An 18,394-nucleotide genomic window follows, 5' to 3' on the forward strand; every position below is an offset into this window, starting at 1 on the left:
CCCCGACGGTCGCGTCGGCGCGACCTATCTCTGCGGGCTCTGGAGTTCGTAGCCGACGTTCGAATGTCCGTCAGCAAACTCGCGACAGTGGCCGAGCTTGGCCGATCCCGGAAGTAACTGACCAAGCAACCGACCGCGCCGTGACATCGGGTTGTCCGTGCGGGACCGACTCGCTTCCATCGATTCTCAGGTAGAGTCGATGCGCTTCAGCGGCGGCCTCTTCGTCGCGTCGCGCCGTAGTCGAACGATCGGACTTTGATACTAATAGTCACTGTCCCCTTGAGGACACAGGCTGGAATCTCGAGATGCGGCACCTTCTGGTCGTCGTTCAAGCTTCGCCAAGTCGACTCCCGTCGCGCCCATCGCAATCTGGTCCGCCAGTTCGAATGCCGCCCCTGACTGTGAACGTTCGCTTCCGACATTGAGCGCCCGTCGACAAAAAGCTCGCGCCACGTCGAATGAATCGTCTGGGCCATAGCCTGCAACGTGTCCCAGGCTTCCGAACTTGTGCAGGAAAACGACCCCGCATCCGCAATCAACGTCTCTGGGGTTGCGATGCGCGTGCCCTGCCGGTTCACAGCCATTGCCTGAACTCTAACCTGAACGCACACAAGCAAAGCATCTATTCGAAACCCGACATCTCTACTTGGCGGCAACCCCGAAATTTGAACTTAGCGGGGACATTGTGTTGTAGCGGCTATATCCTGATGTCGGGTTCTGGCTATTTACAGATGCCGGATCTTGACTCGCTGGCAAGCTGGCAGTTGAGTGATGCAGCGAGAGTCCACTAAAGAGACACGCCCCACCCGCGCCATCACCCGCCGTACTCAAACACCCCGCGCCCCGACTTACGCCCGAGCCGTCCCGCCGCGACGAATTCCCGCAACAGAATGCACGCGCGGTATTTCGGGTCGCCGAAGTCTTTCAGGAAAACATCCAGCACGGACAGGCACACGTCCAGCCCGACGAGATCGGCGAGCGCGAGCGGTCCTATCGGATGGTTCGCGCCGAGCTTCATCCCCTCGTCGATTTCCGCGGCGCTCGCCACGCCTTCATGCAGCACGAAAAACGCCTCGTTGATCATCGGCACCAGAATGCGATTGACGACGAAGCCCGGCGAATTGCGCACGCCAATCGGCGATTTGTCGAAGCGCTCGGTGAGCGCGCGCACGGCTGCCGCCGTTTCATCGCTGGTTTGCAGGCCGCGAATGATCTCGACGAGCGGCATCATCGGCACCGGATTGAAGAAGTGCATGCCGAGAAAGCGCGACGGTTCCGCGAGTTGCGCGGCGAGCGCGGTGATCGAGATGGACGACGTATTCGTCGCGATGATCGCCTCCGGCCGCGCGGCCGCCTCGATCTGCTTCAGAATGCGTCCCTTCAGCTCGACGTTCTCGGTCGCCGCTTCGATGACGATATCCACCGAAGCCAGCCGCGCATAGTCGGTCGATGTCTCGATGCGCGCAAGCGCCGCTTCCTGCGTCGCCGCGTCGAGCGTGCCCCTCGACACGAGCCGCTCCAGGCTCGACTTGACCGCCGCACGGCCCTTGCCGAGCGCGGCGTCCGTGACGTCGATCATCACCACGCGCAGCCCCGCGACGGCGGCGGTTTGCGCAATGCCGCTGCCCATCGTGCCCGCGCCGATCACCCCAATCGATTCGATGTTCATGTGTCTCCTTGCATTAGTCACTGAAGGTTTTCGAAGATCGCCGCGATTCCCTGACCGCCGCCGATGCACATCGTGACGAGCGCATAACGGCCGCCGATACGCTTCAGTTCATGGAGCGCCTTGACCGCGATCAGCGCGCCGGTCGCACCGACCGGATGGCCGAGCGAAATGCCCGAACCGTTCGGGTTGACCTTGGCGGGGTCCAGTCCCAGTTCGTTCGTCACCGCGCAGGCCTGTGCGGCGAATGCTTCGTTGGCTTCGATCACATCGAGTTGCGCGACGTCGAGACCGGCGCGCGCCAGCGCCTTGCGCGTCGCCGGAACGGGACCGATGCCCATGTAGGCTGGATCGACGCCGGCATGCGCATAGGAGACGAGCCGCGCGAGCGGCTTCGCGCCACTTCGTTCGGCCGCGCCGCGCTCCATCAACAGCACGGCCGCCGCCGCGTCGTTGATGCCCGATGCGTTGCCCGCCGTCACCGTGCCGCCCTCCTTGAGAAACACCGGCTTCAGGGTCGAGAAATCGCTGGAGCTGGCGTCCTGGCGCACATGCTCGTCGGTATCGAAGACGGTATCGCCCTTCTTGCCGGGCACGGTGACCGGCAGGATCTGGTCGACAAAGCGCCCTTCCGCGATCGCCCGCGCCGCGCGCCGATGCGATTCGAGCGCGAGCGCGTCCTGTGCCTCGCGCGTGATGCCGTACTTGCGCGCGACGTTCTCCGCCGTCACCCCCATATGGATGGTCTGGAACGGGTCGTGCAGCGCGCCGAGCATCATGTCGACGAGCCTTCCGTCGCCCATGCGCTGCCCAAACCGCGCGCCCGGCAACGCATACAGGGCGCGGCTCATGCACTCCGCGCCGCCGCCGATAGCGATGTCCGCATCGCCCAGCATGATCGTCTGCGCAGCCGACACGATTGCCTGAAGGCCCGAGCCGCACAGGCGGTTCACGGTCAGCGCCGGCACGTGCTGCGCAACGCCGCCGTTTATCGCCGCGACGCGCGCCAGATACATGTCCTTCGGCTCCGTGTGAACGACATGGCCGAACACCACGTGACCGACGTCATCGCCCGTTACGTTCGCGCGCTTGAGCGTTTCGCGCACGACCATCGCGCCCAGCTCGGTCGGAGAGAAATGCTTCAGGCTGCCGCCGAAGTCGCCGATCGCCGTCCGCACGCCGCTTGCCACCACCACTTCACGCGTTGCTTCGCCCATCGAGTCGCTCCTGTTCACATGTTCGGATAGTTGGGTCCGCCGCCGCCTTCCGGCGTCACCCAGACGATGTTCTGCGTCGGGTCCTTGATATCGCATGTCTTGCAATGCACGCAGTTCTGCGCGTTGATCTGCAAGCGGTCTTCGTCCGCATCGTTCTTGACGAATTCGTACACGCCCGCCGGACAGAAGCGCGCTTCCGGACCCGCATAGGTGCGCAGATTGACGGCGACCGGCACGCTTGCATCCTTGAGCGTCAGATGCGCGGGCTGGTCCTCCGCGTGGTTGGTGTTCGAGATGAAGACGGACGAGAGCCGGTCGAAGCTCAGCTTGCCGTCGGGCTTCGGATACGCGATCGGCGTGCATTGCGCGGCGGGTCTGAGCGTCTCGTGATCCGCGTGCCGGTGATGCAGCGTCCACGGCACCTTTCCGCCCAGCAACTTCTGCTCGAGGCCCACCATCAGCGTGCCGAGGTAGAGGCCCTTACCCATCCATTGCTTGAAGTTGCGCGCCTTGTGCAGCTCTTCGTGCAGCCAGGAACGCCTGAACGATTCCGGATAGGCCGTGAGTTCGTCAGCCTGACGGCCGGCCTGCAATGCGTCGAACGCGGCATCGGCGGCGAGCATGCCGGTCTTGAGCGCCGCGTGCGAACCCTTGATGCGCGATGCGTTGAGAAAGCCGGCGTCGTCGCCCACGAGCGCGCCGCCCGGAAACACGAGTTTCGGCAGCGACATCAACCCGCCTGCCGCGATCGCGCGCGCGCCGTACGACACGCGCTTGCCGCCTTCGAGGAACGTGCGGATCGCCGGATGTGTCTTGTAGCGCTGGAATTCCTCGAACGGCGAGAGATACGGATTCGAGTAGCCCAGGCCCACGACGAAGCCGACCATCACCTGGTTGTCGTCGAGGTGATATAGGAACGAGCCGCCGTACGTGTCGGTATCGAGAGGCCAGCCGGCCGTGTGAATCACGAGACCCGGCTGGTGCTTCGCGGGATCGATCTCCCAGAGTTCCTTGATGCCGAGGCCGTACACCTGCGGATCGACGCCATCGCGCAGGCCGAAGCGCTCGCACAGTTGCCGCGCGAGATGACCGCGCGCGCCTTCGCAGAAGAGCGTGTATTTCGCGTGCAGCTCCATGCCGGGCTGAAACGCATCCGTGGGCCGGCCGTCGCGGCCCACGCCCACGTTGCCCGTCGCGACGCCCTTGACCGAGCCGTCATCGCGATACAGCACTTCGGCTGCCGCAAAGCCCGCGAAGATTTCCACGCCCAGCGCTTCGGCCTGCTGACCCAGCCAGCGCGTCAGATTGGCGAGACTGATCACGTAGTTGCCGTGATTCCTGAAGTTGTCCGGGAGCGCCCAGTCCGGCACGGCCCGCGCGCCTCGTTCCGACAGGAACAGAAAGCGGTCCTCGGTCACGGGAACGTCGAGCGGCGCGCCCAGCGCTTTCCAGTCGGGCAGGAGTTCATCGAGCGCGCGCGGGTCCATGACGGCGCCCGACACGATATGCGCGCCGATCTCCGAGCCCTTCTCCAGCACGCACACGCCGAGTTCCACGCCCTGCTCCGCCGCGCGCTGTTTCAGGCGAATCGCGGCGGCCAATCCGGCGGGCCCGCCGCCGACGATCACCACGTCATACTCCATCGATTCGCGCGGGCCGTATTGCCCGATGCCGTTTTCAGGCGCGAGTGTGCCTGCCGTTTCCGACGTCATGCTGCCTCCGTTGCTCGTCAATACGTGAACACATGAACGTGTGGACGCGTCAGAACTGCGCGTCGCTCAGCGCGAACAGCGGATCATCGCCACGCGCGGACACAATGGCCGTCTCGAGCCCGCGAGCCTGCGTCAGCACGTATTCGGAGAAGCAGTGCGCGGTCGCGATCTTCGCGCCGTGGAACTGCGGGTCATCGGCCCGGTTGCGCTGCGCCACGAGCAGCGCGCGCGCCATCTGCCAGCCCGACAGCACGATGCCCGCGAGCTTCAGGTAAAGCACACTGCCGCCGAACACCGCATGCGGGTCGCGTTTCGCCGTTTCGAGCACGTACGCAATGACGTTCGCGAGCGCCTCGCGGCCTTCGGCGAGACGGCGGTGCATCGCGTCGAAAACGCGCGCGGCTTCGCCCGCATCGGCGGACTGCAACGCGGCGAGCGTCTCGTCGATCTGTTCGAGGATGACACGCGCCGTCGCGCCGCCGTCGCGCATGGTCTTGCGGCCGACGAGATCGTTGGCCTGGATCGCCGTCGTGCCTTCGTAGATGGACAGGATTCGCGCATCGCGGTAGAACTGCGCCGCCCCCGTTTCCTCGATGAAGCCCATCCCGCCGTGCACCTGCACGCCGAGACTCGTGACGTCGATCGACATCTCGGTGCTCCAGCCCTTCACGATGGGCACGAGGAATTCGTTGATCGCCAGATGCCGGGCGCGCGTGCCGGCATCGTCGTGATGATGCGCGATGTCCGCGTGCGCAGCGGCGACATAGGCCAGCGCACGCGCGCCTTCGGTCATCGCGCGCATCGTGCCGAGCATGCGCCGCACATCCGGATGCCGGATGATCGCGACGGCTTCCGCGCCGGAACCATCGACGGGACGGCTCTGGATGCGTTCCTGCGCATAAGCGGCGGCCTTCTGATAGGCCGCGTCGGACAGCGCGATACCCTGCACGCCGACACCGAAACGCGCCGCGTTCATCATGATGAACATGTACTCGAGGCCGCGATTCTCCTCGCCCACGAGGTAACCGGTCGCGCCGCCGTGATCGCCGTACTGGAGCACGGCGGTCGGGCTCGCCTTGATGCCGAGCTTGTGTTCGATCGACACGCACTGCACGTCGTTGCGCGCGCCGAGGCTTCCGTCCTCGTTCACGAGAAACTTGGGCACGATGAAGAGCGAGATGCCCTTCACGCCCGCCGGCGCATCCGGGGTGCGCGCCAGCACGAGATGGACGATGTTCTCGGCCATGTCGTGCTCGCCCCACGTGATGAAAATCTTGGTGCCGAACACCTTGTACGAACCGTCGTCCTGCCGTTCGGCGCGTGAACGCACCAGCGACAGATCGGAGCCCGCCTGCGGCTCCGTCAGGTTCATCGTGCCGGTCCAGGCGCCTTCGATCAGCTTCGGCAGATAGCGCGCCTTCAGTTCGTCCGAGCCTGCCGTCAGCAAGGCTTCGATAGCGCCGTCCGTGAGCAGCGGGCACAGCGCGAACGAGAGATTGGCGGCGTTCAGCATCTCGATGCACGGAGCCGCGATCAGCTTCGCCAGACCTTGTCCGCCGAATGCTTCCGGATGACTGATGCCTTGCCAGCCGCCAGCGATGAACTGCCTGTATGCGTCGCCGAAACCGGGCGTCGCGGTGACCGCTCCGTCGCGCCATTCGCTCGGCCGTTGATCGCCCGCTGCGTTCAACGGCGCGATGACTTCGGCGGCCAGCTTCGCGCCTTCATCGAGAACGGCCTGCGCCGTATCCGCATTCGAATCCGCAAGACCCGGAAGCTGGCTGATGCTTGCAATATCGGCCAGCTCGTTCATCACGAACATCATTTCCTTGACGGGGGGCGTGTAACTCATCGGTGACTCCAGGTGCCCAGCGGTCCGAGATATCTCGCGCTGCAGCGGCAGATGTTGATAGGGTGCAGTCCATACTATCAACGTCACCCCGAATTCCCTGTACCGGAATACGCCCTTTCACTGACAAAACCTGCCAAGGCGAATCGTCCGCATTCAACCGTCGTTTCTATGCCTGTACGCCGTGGGCGTGCTGCCGGTCCAGTGCCGGAACGCCCTATGGAACGCGGTCGGATTGTCGAAGCCGACGTCGTAGGCAATGGCCCCGATGGCATCGTCGGACCGCGTGAGCCGCTGGATCGCAATGTCGCGGCGCACCTCGTCCTTGATCGCCTGGAAGGTCGTTCCCTCCGCTTCGAGCCGCCGGCACAGCGTGCGCACCGAGTAGTTCAGTTCCTGCGCGACGGCATCGACAGTCGGCGTGATCGGCAGTCCCCCGGCGATACACTGCCTCACCCGGTGACACACCATCTCTTCGGTGAGCGACACGAAGATCCAGTCCTCCGGCGCGCGCTGAAGGAAGGCGTCGAGATCCGATTTCCGCTGCCGGATGCGGCGGTCGAGATAGGCTGCATCGAAGGAGATGAACGTGCGATCGCGCCCGAAACGCACCGGGCCCGGAAAGAGGTAAAGCAGATCGCCGGTCTGCGCGGGACGCAAGAACTGGAACGCCGCCTCGACCAATGGGATCTTCTCGCGTATGAGCCACGACGCCACGCCGTGCACCAGCTTCAGCATCATTTCGCGCGCGAGCGGGCTTGCCTGCGGCCCATGCGGGTTCGGAACGAACTCGACGTATGCATAGGGTCCTTCGCGGCGCGACACGAGCTGGAATTCATCGAGTACCAGATGAAAGAACTGCCCGAAGCGGTGGAGCGCGACCTCGAGCCGTGGCGCATCGAGAAGGCTCAGACAGAGGAACTTGAGTGTGCCGTTGCGCAGCGGACGCGCGAAGATGCCGGGCATTTCATCATCGAGTTCCTTCGCGAGCAAGCGGTAGAGCGTCGAGAACTGTTCCTGCGTGACTCGCGCTGCGGGTTTGCTCAAAAGCTCGTGCGAAATGCCGGACAGCGCCGCAAGCCGGACGACCGCCGCACGGTCCGCCCCCGACAGGAAACCGTTGACAACCGAAATGGGAACCGTGGCGGAGGGATGTCTCATAGGGAAACAGTGAAGGAACGAGAAGCACTGGCGACCGCAGAGTCGCATGGCGCCTCCCGTTCATGCAAGCCGAACCGGTCACATGCCGCCAAAGGGCTTCTTGACTGTCAACCCGTTAGTGACCGAAGTGACGCCGGGCACGCCCCTGACGATTTCCGAGACCCTGTTGACCTGAGACGCATCTCCGACCGTGCCGGTCAGCTTCACGGCACCGTCCTTTGCGACGACGCTGATATTCCCGGCATCGATGTCCTTGTTCTTCGCGATGGCGCCGTACACGCGCCGGCGCAGCGCGCGATTCGCCTGCCTGCCTGTCGCGGGTGTCGCAGGTGTCACGGAAGCGGATGCCGAACTCGCTCCCGCCATCGCGGACGCACTCGCCGGCTCGCTCGTCTGTGACCACGCCGTCAGGGACGCGGCGGCGATGATCGCTCCCATCGCCAATATGAACGTCTGCATGTTTTTCATTGGATACCCCTGCGGATAGCGGAATCAGAAAGCGTGGCGAATGCCGAGCATCGCCGCCGTGGTGGACGTGCCGGGGGCGACCGGCGCTCCGTAGATGATCGTCTGATTCATGGTGCCCTTGTTGTCCACGTATCCGACCTGCGCATAAGCCTTGGTCCTCTGCGAGACGTTGTATTCAGCGCCGAGCGAGACTTCGCTCGAGTGATTCGCCGAATGGTTCCGGTCCTTCAGGTAGTAGTAGCCCGAGGTGATCTTGAAGCGCGGATTGAACTGATAACCGAGGCCGCCCGATATCATTTCGAAGTTCGCTGCGCCGCTGTTCGACGGATTCTTGCCTATGCCGTACGATCCCGAGATCGAGAATCCGGCGATCGTGTACATCGCACCGAAGTAGTAGAAGCGGTTGTTGGCGAGGCCTGTTGCGGGGACGGCGGGCGTCGCCGGGTAAGTCAGCGGATACGGATTGGTATCGTGTCCGTTGTAATACACGGCGGCGAGGTTGAGGCCATAGTTCGAATACTTGAGCACCGCGGACTCGCGCGTGCCGCCTTGCGCCTGTCCCGCGACACCGCCCGGCGCGAACTCGAGCGCAAGCGAGGCGCCATAGAATTTCGGCGAGTTGTAGACCAGCGCGTTGCTGTCATAGAGCGCCCCGATCGGTGCATTCGTGCTCGTGCCCGGCCAGCCGGCAGCCTGATTGATGCCCAGCCACGCGGTCAGAATACTGCCGAAATACTGCGCGCCACGGACATCGGTTTCAGACATCGCGTAGATCATCGGGATGATCTGACGGCCGGCGTCGAATGTACCGAACGGGGTCGATGCGCCGATCGTCGCGAACTGGTTGAACACGGCGACCGAGCCGGGCGTATCGGACAGACCGACTCTGCCATTCGCAATGTTGAACGAGCCTTGCAGCTTGAAATTGATCTTGTACCCGCCGCCTATGTCCTCACTCCCCTTCAACCCCCAGATGCTGGAATAGATGCCGCCATCCTTGAGCTGATAGACATGTCCCTGGTTACGCGCGGTCGGCTGGAACGTCGCCGCCGAGGTGCTTTGATACAGCAGCCCGCTGTCGATAACCCCATAAAGCGTCACCGACGATTGGGCCTGGGCGGCAGCGGCGAACGTGACCAGCGCCGCGGCGCCGCTCAACTTCAACTCCAGTTTCATTCTGTCTCCTGCGGCTCGTCGTTTATTCGTGTTGGGTGATGGAAGCGGCGCTGCTGCCGGAGCGTTCCGTCAGGGCAGTCACGTAGTAATTTGCGTATTGTTCTCGCAACCGGTGTTTGAGTACCTTGCCGGTCGCGCCGAGCGGGATCGATTCGACCAACACCACGGCGTCCGGCCGCCACCACTTTGCAATCTTTCCATCCAGGAACGCGAGCAACTCACTGCCGGTGAGCGTGCTGCCCGGCCTCGTGACGATCAGCAGCAACGGCCGTTCGTCCCATTTCGGATGCCGCGCGGCGATGCACGCCGCCATCGTGACTTCGGGATGCCGGCTCGCGACGTTTTCGATATCGGCCGAGCTGATCCACTCGCCGCCGGACTTGATGACGTCCTTGCTGCGATCGGTGATCTGCATGAAGCCGTCCGCATCGATCTTCGCGACATCGCCGGTCGGGAACCAGCCGTCCTGCAACGGCGGCGGGTCGTCGGTGCCGAAATACTGCCGCGCGACCCACGGACCGCGTACGAGCAGGTCGCCGGTCGCGTGGCCGTCCCACGGCACTTCCGCGCCGTCCGGACCCACGATCTTCATGTCGATGCCGAACACGGAGCGGCCCTGCTTTGCCTGCACCGCATAGCGATGCTCCCCCGAAAGCGCCGACTGATGCCCCTTGAAGCTGCAGACCGTGCCGACCGGACTCAACTCGGTCATGCCCCACGCATGCAGCACCTCTACCTGGTAGCACTCCTGAAACTTACTGGTCATCGCCGTGGGACACGCCGCGCCGCCGATCACGGTCCGCCGCATCGAAGAGAAAGTGCCGCCCCGCTCGGCAACGTGCGATAGCAACCCCTGCCAGACCGTCGGCACGCCGGCCGACAGCGTGACCTGCTCGGCTTCGATCAGCTCGTAAAGCGACTTGCCGTCGAGCGCCGGTCCGGGGAACACCAGCTTCGCGCCGACCATGCACGCGATGTACGGCAATCCCCACGCGTTCACATGGAACATCGGCACCACGGGGAGGATCACGTCGCGCGCCGAGCAGTTCAATGAGTCGGGCAGCGCCGCGGCATACGTGTGCAGCACGGTCGAGCGATGGCTGTACAACACGCCCTTCGGATTGCCGGTCGTGCCGGACGTGTAGCAAAGCGACGACGCATCGTTCTCGTCGAGCATCGGCCAGTCGAAGGCATCGTCATGACGGTCGATCAGGTCCTCGTAGCACAGCAGCGCGTCGGCGTGCCCGAGCGCTTTCGGCATGTGCGCGCGATCGGTCATCGCCACGAAGCACTTCGGGCTTTTGACGCGCTTCATGAGACTTTCGATCAGCGGCAAAAAGGACAGATCGAAGAACACGACGCGATCTTCCGCATGTTCGATGATGTAGGACACCTGATCGATATGCAGTCGCGGATTGAGCGTGTGCAATACCGCGCCGGACCCCGAGACGGCGAAGTACAACTCCATGTGGCGATAACCGTTCCACGCCAGAGTCGCCACGCGCTCGCCCGGCGCGATGCCGAGTGCTGCCAGCCCGTTCGCCAGCCGACGCGCGCGTTGCGCCAGATCGCGATATCGATATCGGTGAATATCGCCTTCCACACGCCGCGACACGATCTCCTGTTCACCGTGATGGCGTTCCGCGTGCATGAGCAGCGAAGCCACCAGTAGCGGCTGCTGCATCATCAGACCTTGCATCTTTGTCTCCTCGAATATTCTGTATGGCGCCGTGTAGCGATTGCTTCAGTACGGCCTGTCCCCGACGATCCCCGCACGCTCCATCTTGCGATGACACGGCGGGTAATCCATCACGGCGTAGTGCTGCGTGCTGCGGTTGTCCCAGATCGCGATGCTGTTCGGCTTCCAGCGCCACCGAACCTGATACTCCGGCAGGTACGCCTGGCTGATGAGATACGCGAGCAATTGCCCCGCGCCGGGGTTCGCGTCCTGCCCGAAGCGCACGCGCGCAGGCGTGTGATAGTTGGTGAAGTGCGTCGTGAAGGCGTTCACGAACAGAATCTTTTCGCCGGTCTCGGGATGCGTGCGCACGACCGGGTGTTCCGCATCCGGAAACTGCGCCTTCAATGCGAGGCGCTTGTCGATGGGCATTGCCGCGCCGAAGCTCGCCTCGATGCTGTGGCGTGCGCGCAGATCCGCGATCTGCTCCTTCACATGCGCCGGCAAGTTCTCGTAGGCCAGCACCATGTTCGCCCACATCGTGTCGCCGCCGACGGGCGGGCACTCCACGCATCGCAACACGGCGCCGAATTGCGGCGCTTCGCGCCAGGTCGCGTCCGCGTGCCACGCGTTTTCGTAGCGGTCGTTGGGCTGGTCCGGCGACTTGTAGATGCGCACGAGTCCCGGATGCTCGGGATCGCTGCCTGCGACCGGATGATCTTCGAGCTCGCCGAAGCGTCGCGCGAATGCCACGTGCTCGGCGCGCGTGATGTGCTGATCGCGCAGGAACAGCACGCGGTGCTTGAGCAATGCCGCGCGTATGTCGGCAAAGAGGCTGTCGTCGCGGATCGCATCGGCGAGATTGACGCCCACGAGTTCCGCGCCGATCGAGCAGGTCAATTGTTCAACTTGCATGGCAAGCTCCTCAGATGATGAAAACCGACGAGCCCGTCGTCTTGCGGGATTCGAGATCGCGGTGCGCTTGCCCCGCGTCTTCGAGCGCGTAACGCTGATTGACTTCGATCTCGATGCGCCCCGCCGCGATGTGCCCGAAGAGTTCGTCGGCGAGTTCGCGTTTGTCGGCGGGGTCGGCGATATAGTCCGCGAGCGCCGGACGCGTCAGGAAGAGCGAGCCCTTCATGGCGAGGATCTGCGGATTGAACGGCGGAATGGGACCGGAGGCCGTACCGACGCAGACCATCAGGCCGCGACGCTTGAGCGAATCGAGCGAGCCCTCGAAGGTGCTTTTGCCGACGCTGTCGAACACGACCTGCACGCCCACGCCATCGGTGAGTTCGCGCACGCGTTTGGCCACGTCTTCGCGGCTGTAGTCGATGACGTGATCGCAACCGTGGGCGAGCGCGACAGCGGCTTTCGCATCGGACGACACCGTGCCGATCACGGTGAGGCCCATCAGCCGCGCCCATTGCGACACGATCAGGCCGACGCCGCCGGCAGCCGCATGTAAAAGGATCGTGTCGCCCGCCTTGAACGGATAGATGCGGCGCATCAAATAGGCCGAAGTCAGACCGCGCATGGTCATGCCCGCAGCGGTTTCGAAAGAGATCGCGGCAGGAAGTTTGATGAGCGGCGCGGCGGCGATCACCCGTTCGGTGCTGTATGCGCCGAGCGTGTCGATGAAACCGGTATAGGTGACGCGATCGCCTTCAGCGACGTTCGTCACGCCCTCGCCCACGGCCTCCACCACGCCCGCCGCTTCGACACCCATTCCGGCAGGCAGCGGAACGGGATAAAGACCGCTGCGAAAATAGGTATCGGCGAAATTCAGTCCTACGGCCTCATGGCGCAGGCGGACCTGACCGGGGCCGGGCTTGCCCACGTCGACATTCTCGTAGCGCAAGACTTCGGGTCCACCGGTTTCATGGATGCGCACTGCTTTTGCCATCTTGATCTCCTCGAGCATGGTGTTGCGTTCATGAGCATCGCGCCGATGCTCATGGACAAAATGAAAACGCCTTTCAGCGTGCGGACTGCTGGCGCAGCGCATCGAGACGATTCAGATCGCCGGTGTAGTTGCGCCTGCCGATAAAGAATGCGAACGCCGCGAGCAACGGTGCGAACGGAACGAGCTGCAACGCGCCGACGAGTCCGATCCGATCAGCCAAGACGCCGGTCAGAAACGCTGCGGGCGCGAGTCCCAGCAGGTTGTTCGCGAGTGTGAGCGTGGCGAATGCGGACGAATGGATCGACGGCGGCGTGAGGTTCGCGACCATCGCGCCGGACGGGCCGCTTGCGCCCGCGCTGAAGAACATGCCCGCGCCGATCAGCAGCAGTTGCAGCGGACCTGCGGGCATGCGAAAACCGACCGCGAGCAAGACGAAGCACGCGAGACAAAAGGCAATCGCCGTGCTCCACTTTCTTTCCCGCACATGCTTGCCGAGACGATCGGCCAACATGCCGCACATCACCATGCCGACGCCTGTAATGAGCACGAACAGCGCCGCGCTCATCGCCGCCTTCGCGGTAGACATGCCGTAATAGCGGCTCAGGAAACTCGGCATCCACGCCCATACGGCGGCAGGCACCAGCAGATGGATGCCGCTGCCGATGTAGGCGCACACGACCGACTTCGTCGAAAAGAGACCCTTCATCAGCGCCAGAAAACTCATGCGCACGCCGAGCGTCTGTTTGCGCGTGCTGAACGGTTGCAGCGGCGCGAGACGCTTTTCCGTGACGACGATCCGATACGCAATGACCAGCACGATGCCCATCGCCGCCATCGCGCCGAATGCCGGCCGCCAGCCCATGCGCGCAGCGATCGACCCGCCGAGCGCCATGCCCAGCACCGAGCCGAACGCACCGCCCGCCATGAACGTGCCGGTGAGCGTGGCGCGCAGCCGCGCCGGAAAGATGCTGAGCACGACCGCGATGCCGACACTCCCATACGCCGCCTCACCGATCCCGACGAAAGCGCGCGCCAGCAGCATCTCGCCGTAGTTCGTCGAGATCGCGCATCCGAGTGTCGCGAGACTCCACATCGCCGCCATCAGCACGATGCTCTTCACGCGGCCCCAGCGGTCGGCCAGCACGGACAGCGGAAACGTGAGCAAGCCGACCATCAATGCGACCACGCTGCTCAGCGATCCCAGCCGCGTGTCGGAGAGATTCCACGTCGCCTTGAGCAGCGGAAACACGGCGTTCAACACTTGCCGCGACATGTAGTCGGAGAGCAGCAGGCCGATCGTCAGGGCGAACACCACCCAGGCGTAGCCGCGTACATCGGCTTGTGTCGAAGAAGCATCGTCCGTGGCGGACTCGGCGTGCTGCATGAGCATCATTCATCTCCTTTGCCTGTCTCGATGGCAACTGCGTGCCTCGACAAAAGACGCCCTCTTGCGATTATCCGTCGCTCTCGGAGCGAGGGCCGCAGGCGTGTCAACGTATTGCCGGTCATGTGCGACGCGGCGAAAAATTTCTGAATCGGAACACAGCGTATGCAGGCACAATACGGGCATTGCGCACTGTTCTTTTACGATTTGCCGCCATACTTTTATCTATCGGTGCCACTGGGCGTAAACACGGGTGCCTGTCGATACCCGGTAAAACTCATGGAGGTAGGCGATGGAAACGATGCTGCGTTCGATCGCAATGAGCGGCTATTTCGATACTGCCCGGCGGCTCGGACTGAACCCCATCGATCTGGTGCAACGCCTCGGAATCGATCCCGCCGCGCTCGCGAATCCGGACGAGCGCGTCCCCGCTGCCGCGTGTTGCCGTCTGCTCGAACTCACTGCGGAAATGGCGTCGTGCCCGAGCTTCGCCTTGCGCATGGCCGAGACGCGGCAGAAATTCGGCACGGGCGTGATCAATGTCCTGCTCGCGCATAAACGCACACTGCGCGACGCTTTGCTGGCCGCCGCCGAATTTCGCCATTTGCTTAACGAAGCGCTGGCCGTCTATATCGAAGACGTGGGGGAAACGGTCACGATCCGCGAAGAACTGGTCGTCGATCCGGGCACGCCGACCCGGCAGGCAATCGAACTCGCAGTGGGCGTTCTCGCGCGGCACTCCAGCGCCTTGCTGGGCAACCACTGGAAACCGCGTTCCGTGCATTTCACGCATTGCGGTCCGGCCGATCAGACGTTTCATCGGCGCTTCTTCGCCTGTCCGCTCGAATTCGGCAGCGACTTCAACGGGTTCGTGTGCGCAGCATCCGAGCTGGATTACCCGAACCCGGCCGCCGATCCCGAACTGGTTCGATACGCGGAAAGCCTCGCCAAGCCGCTCAACGCAAGCAACGCAAGCAACGCGGATTCGATCGCGCTGGAAGTGCGCAAGGCGATCTACCTTCTGCTCCCGCTCGAACAGGGTACGGTCGAATACGCCGCGCGCCATCTGCGCCTGAGCGTGCGTACGCTGCAGCGCCGGCTTGCATCGGCTGATACGAGTTTTTCGGAACTGGTGGAAGAGGTGCGAGGCGAACTGGCGGTGCGCTACATGAGCAATGCGCGCTATCCGATCGGAAGGGTGGCCGCATTGCTGGGCTATAACCAGCAGGGCTCGTTCACGAACTGGTTCAACGCGCGGTTCGGCATGACACCGCGCGACTGGCGTAATCGTCAGGGCAAGTGAGACGAGCGGCGCACGGCGCGCCGCTTCGCTCAGCCTTCCCGATATCAGACGGCCTTGCGCAGAAACCCCTGCGTGGCGCCCACGCGATTAGGCGCGAAACCGTTGGCGAGAAGCGTCTCTTCCACCGTGTCGTAGAAGACGCCGATCTTGCAGATATCGCGCGCCTCCTGCGCCGTCGCAACCTTGCGGCCGAACTCGCGTGACATGCGCACGAGTTGTTCGATCTGCTCGACGGTGCTCATGCGTGCCGTGCGCGACTGGTTCCAGATATTGTCTTCGATACCGCAGCGCACATGCAGTCCCGTCGCAATGCCGATCATATTGACGGGCAGTACGTTGCGCATCGAACTTTCCACCGTCAGCACCGCGCCGTCGGGCGTGGCGCGCAGGAAGTTGGACAGGTTGTAGATGTTCGGCGCATCCATGCCGCCGCCGATCGCCACCCAGTTCATGACCAGCGGCCCTTTGTAGATGCCGCGCCGGATCAGACGCTCCACCGACTCCAGGCTGTTGATGTTGTAGCACTGAAACGCACTCTGGATGCCCGCCGCGTTCAGGCGGCGGATATGCTCCTCGGCCCATCCCGGTTGCGCCGGCACGGTCATCTCCTTGTAGGCGTTGTACACGTCGGGGTCTGCCATCGAGGTGCCTTCGACATCGGCATCCTCCCAGTGTTCGACGACGTTCATCTGCGACGTGTTGATGGTCACCGTCACCTGATCGGGCTTGGGATCGAGTTCGGCCAGCATGTGGCGCGTGTCGTCGCTGAGCCATTTGGCGGCGGCGCCTTCGGTCTCGGGGGCGAAGCTGATCGAGCCGCCCACCTGGATGATCATTTCGGGCACGGCATTGCGCACGCCGGCGATCAGCTCGTTGAACTTCGACAGCCGCTTGCTGCCCTTGCCGTCGAGTTCGCGCACATGCAGATGAAGCACGGTGGCGCCGGCGTTATAGCAGTCCACCGCCTTCTGAATCTGCTGCTCCATCGTGACGGGGATATCTTCAGGAAAATCGGAGGGCACCCACGCGGGCGCATAGGGCGCGGCCGTGATGATCAGGGGTTGCTGATTTTCGGTGTAGAGCGAGCCGTCGAGAAAGTTCATGACTTGGTCTCCAGAGAGAGTTGTGGAGAAGAGAACCGGGAGCATCCGGCGGGGAACACGTCGGCGACGAAGGACGCTCCCCGGCATGAACCCGTCTTGTCGCCTGCGCGTCAGGATGACGAGACGCACGGGATGCGACGATGCCGCGAAGATACGGCATCGCGGTCAAAGGCTTTGCGTATTCGATGCCATTCTTTTAGGATTGCGCGCCATCGAACGATGGCTACGGCCCCGGGTTTTCCCCGACGCCACGGATCGCGCGAGACTCCAACGCGCGACCGCGGTGTGATATCTCTCGCGTTCTGACGCCCCTGCTATTTGCTTACTCGTTCAGCTTCGCTTCGACGTGAGAGGACCGCCGTGAATGCGTTCAGAACCGTCATCGCAACATGCCTGACGCTCGTCTTCGACAGCGCGTTCGCCAGTCCAATCGATATCTCGAACGCACTGCCCAACTTCTTCGGCGCGGGAATCGGCTCGACAACCGAGTATGCAGGCGGCAAGGACCGCATCGTCGGCGTGCTTCCGGGCATGCGCTATGTGACCGGCGGCGGCCACCTTTTCGAGTGGTACGGCACTTACGCGCAATACAACTTCGGCGGACTCACCGGCCTGCAATGGGGGCCGGCGCTGGCGCTTCGTCTGGGCCGCCGCAATGTCGACGATGCGGTCGTATCGCAAGTCCACGACGTGTCCACCACGCTCGAAGGCGGCGGGTTCGTCGGCTACGAATACAGCCATATCGGCGACGTGCCGTATCGGCTGCGAGGAGAAGTCACGGTCGTCACCAACGCGGGCGCGGTCTATACGGGCGCACGCGTGTCGCTGAACACGAGCGCGTGGTTCCCGCTGCATTCGCGTGTGTTTATCGGCGCGGGCGCAGGGGCGACATGGGTGAGCGGCGGCTTCAACGAAACGTACTACGGCGTGACGCCCGAGGGCGCGCAAAAGAGCGGCCTTCCCGCATTCAATCCGGGCGGCGGCCTCAATCAGTTGACCGGCTGGGTTGCGGGCATCTACCGGCTGGCCCCGAAGTGGTATGTGGGTGCGATGATCTACTACCAGCGGCTGATGGGCGACGCGGCGGCCAGTCCCATCGTGATGCAACGCGGCACGCGCAATCAATTGACCTACGGCGTGGGACTCGCCTACGCGTTCAAATGAGAAGCACTCGTGCAATGGGCATTTCAGCCGATCACGCGAACTCGTAATATCAACTAAACTGCATGCGTTACGAATGTTTTCCCACTCCGCGCAATGCGCGCCGTGTTTCATTCGATGATGCTTCGATTTCGAAAATATCGGGTTGCCGGCATGGCATGTCTTCTTGTCGCCAACCTCGCTTGCGCCGCTGAACAAGCCCGCTTCGTATTGCCGGAAAGAAGCGGCTCGAGCCTTTTGTTTTTCTCGTACCCCGCCGCCCTCTCGCTCGGCAACGAGACGCCGCTGCGCCGCGTTCGTTCGCATCGGCCCTTCGATAACTTGACGCTCGATGCGAGCGCGAACCGCGTCGCACTCTTCGGGTCCGGCTTCGGCCCGAACGAATCGAAGTATCTGCCGACGCCCGCGCCCAGCGTCATTTCCAGCCGGAGCGCATCGCGCGATGGCTTCGCGAATCAGGACGACGACGAGTGGCACTTCTCCGCCAGTCCCCAACTCGGCGCGAATCACGACCATGAAAAAAGCGTGACGTTCTCCGTGCGGCGCCCTTTCTAGGCGTTCGCGCTGCCCGTTCGAACGTGGGTCCTGCTTGTATTCAGGCGCGTCTATC

15 protein-coding genes are annotated in these 18,394 nt (G+C 63.4%); 3 read left to right on the top strand and 12 right to left on the bottom strand.

Translation table 11 applies throughout. From position 1 onward, the window contains the following. Positions 1-814: 814 nt before the first annotated feature. The 11 genes from AWB72_RS12655 to AWB72_RS12705 form a co-directional block, all read right to left on the bottom strand. Positions 815-1,669, bottom strand: a complete 855-nt coding sequence (locus AWB72_RS12655) for a 3-hydroxybutyryl-CoA dehydrogenase (protein WP_040052422.1) — start codon at positions 1,667-1,669, stop codon at positions 815-817. Positions 1,670-1,686: 17 nt separating this feature from the next. Continuing rightward, positions 1,687-2,883: a beta-ketothiolase BktB gene (bktB, locus tag AWB72_RS12660; protein WP_040052423.1), complete on the bottom strand. Its 1,197-nt coding sequence runs from the start codon at positions 2,881-2,883 to the stop codon at positions 1,687-1,689. A gap of 14 nt (positions 2,884-2,897) precedes the next feature. Continuing rightward, positions 2,898-4,595 carry an electron transfer flavoprotein-ubiquinone oxidoreductase gene (locus tag AWB72_RS12665; protein WP_040052424.1) on the bottom strand — a complete coding sequence of 566 codons (1,698 nt, stop codon included), beginning with the start codon at positions 4,593-4,595 and terminating at the stop codon, positions 2,898-2,900. Positions 4,596-4,644: 49 nt separating this feature from the next. Further along, on the bottom strand, positions 4,645-6,447 hold the full coding sequence (locus tag AWB72_RS12670; protein WP_040052425.1) for an acyl-CoA dehydrogenase: 1,803 nt from the start codon (positions 6,445-6,447) through the stop codon (positions 4,645-4,647). Between the two features lie 153 nt (positions 6,448-6,600). Continuing rightward, on the bottom strand, positions 6,601-7,605 hold the full coding sequence (locus AWB72_RS12675) for an AraC family transcriptional regulator (protein ID WP_084593073.1): 1,005 nt from the start codon (positions 7,603-7,605) through the stop codon (positions 6,601-6,603). A gap of 78 nt (positions 7,606-7,683) precedes the next feature. Continuing rightward, the gene (locus AWB72_RS12680; RefSeq protein WP_040052426.1) at positions 7,684-8,073 is read right to left on the bottom strand and encodes a BON domain-containing protein; all 390 of its coding nucleotides are present in this window, start codon (positions 8,071-8,073) and stop codon (positions 7,684-7,686) included. 24 nt (positions 8,074-8,097) lie between these two features. Next, complete coding sequence (locus AWB72_RS12685; protein WP_040052669.1) at positions 8,098-9,243, bottom strand: porin; 1,146 nt, start codon at positions 9,241-9,243, stop codon at positions 8,098-8,100. Positions 9,244-9,271: 28 nt separating this feature from the next. Continuing rightward, positions 9,272-10,948 carry a 3-(methylthio)propionyl-CoA ligase gene (locus AWB72_RS12690; protein WP_052450061.1) on the bottom strand — a complete coding sequence of 559 codons (1,677 nt, stop codon included), beginning with the start codon at positions 10,946-10,948 and terminating at the stop codon, positions 9,272-9,274. A 45-nt stretch (positions 10,949-10,993) separates the two neighbouring features. Continuing rightward, positions 10,994-11,842, bottom strand: a complete 849-nt coding sequence (locus tag AWB72_RS12695) for a TauD/TfdA dioxygenase family protein (RefSeq protein ID WP_040052427.1) — start codon at positions 11,840-11,842, stop codon at positions 10,994-10,996. Between the two features lie 10 nt (positions 11,843-11,852). Continuing rightward, on the bottom strand, positions 11,853-12,833 hold the full coding sequence (locus AWB72_RS12700) for a quinone oxidoreductase family protein (RefSeq protein ID WP_040052671.1): 981 nt from the start codon (positions 12,831-12,833) through the stop codon (positions 11,853-11,855). 73 nt (positions 12,834-12,906) lie between these two features. Further along, positions 12,907-14,223: an MFS transporter gene (locus AWB72_RS12705; RefSeq protein ID WP_040052672.1), complete on the bottom strand. Its 1,317-nt coding sequence runs from the start codon at positions 14,221-14,223 to the stop codon at positions 12,907-12,909. 286 nt (positions 14,224-14,509) lie between these two features. On the opposite strand from AWB72_RS12705, the gene AWB72_RS12710 reads away from it, so the two are divergent. Next, on the top strand, positions 14,510-15,520 hold the full coding sequence (locus AWB72_RS12710) for an AraC family transcriptional regulator (protein WP_040052428.1): 1,011 nt from the start codon (positions 14,510-14,512) through the stop codon (positions 15,518-15,520). 44 nt (positions 15,521-15,564) lie between these two features. Here AWB72_RS12710 and AWB72_RS12715 read toward each other — a convergent pair whose 3' ends face one another. After that, a complete protein-coding gene (locus tag AWB72_RS12715) occupies positions 15,565-16,623 on the bottom strand; it encodes a beta-keto acid cleavage family enzyme (RefSeq protein WP_040052429.1) in 1,059 nt (352 codons plus the stop codon). 360 nt (positions 16,624-16,983) lie between these two features. Between AWB72_RS12715 and AWB72_RS12720 the strand changes: the two genes are divergently transcribed. After that, positions 16,984-17,787 carry a MipA/OmpV family protein gene (locus tag AWB72_RS12720; protein ID WP_052450062.1) on the top strand — a complete coding sequence of 268 codons (804 nt, stop codon included), beginning with the start codon at positions 16,984-16,986 and terminating at the stop codon, positions 17,785-17,787. Positions 17,788-18,021: 234 nt separating this feature from the next. After that, entirely contained in the window at positions 18,022-18,339 is a 318-nt protein-coding gene (locus AWB72_RS12725) for a hypothetical protein (protein ID WP_143754623.1), read from the top strand. Positions 18,340-18,394: the final 55 nt, after the last annotated feature.

Source organism: Caballeronia concitans, from assembly GCF_001544615.1.
GTDB lineage: Bacteria > Pseudomonadota > Gammaproteobacteria > Burkholderiales > Burkholderiaceae > Caballeronia > Caballeronia concitans.

Coding starts and splice junctions, on each gene's coding strand:
- AWB72_RS12670 (WP_040052425.1), bottom strand. CDS start 6,447: ATGAGTTACACGCCCCCCGTCAAGGAAATGATGTTCGTGATGAACGAG.
- AWB72_RS12665 (WP_040052424.1), bottom strand. CDS start 4,595: ATGACGTCGGAAACGGCAGGCACACTCGCGCCTGAAAACGGCATCGGG.
- AWB72_RS12655 (WP_040052422.1), bottom strand. CDS start 1,669: ATGAACATCGAATCGATTGGGGTGATCGGCGCGGGCACGATGGGCAGC.
- bktB (WP_040052423.1), bottom strand. CDS start 2,883: ATGGGCGAAGCAACGCGTGAAGTGGTGGTGGCAAGCGGCGTGCGGACG.
- AWB72_RS12715 (WP_040052429.1), bottom strand. CDS start 16,623: ATGAACTTTCTCGACGGCTCGCTCTACACCGAAAATCAGCAACCCCTG.
- AWB72_RS12695 (WP_040052427.1), bottom strand. CDS start 11,842: ATGCAAGTTGAACAATTGACCTGCTCGATCGGCGCGGAACTCGTGGGC.
- AWB72_RS12680 (WP_040052426.1), bottom strand. CDS start 8,073: ATGAAAAACATGCAGACGTTCATATTGGCGATGGGAGCGATCATCGCC.
- AWB72_RS12700 (WP_040052671.1), bottom strand. CDS start 12,833: ATGGCAAAAGCAGTGCGCATCCATGAAACCGGTGGACCCGAAGTCTTG.
- AWB72_RS12690 (WP_052450061.1), bottom strand. CDS start 10,948: ATGCAAGGTCTGATGATGCAGCAGCCGCTACTGGTGGCTTCGCTGCTC.
- AWB72_RS12710 (WP_040052428.1), top strand. CDS start 14,510: ATGGAAACGATGCTGCGTTCGATCGCAATGAGCGGCTATTTCGATACT.
- AWB72_RS12675 (WP_084593073.1), bottom strand. CDS start 7,605: ATGAGACATCCCTCCGCCACGGTTCCCATTTCGGTTGTCAACGGTTTC.
- AWB72_RS12705 (WP_040052672.1), bottom strand. CDS start 14,223: ATGCTCATGCAGCACGCCGAGTCCGCCACGGACGATGCTTCTTCGACA.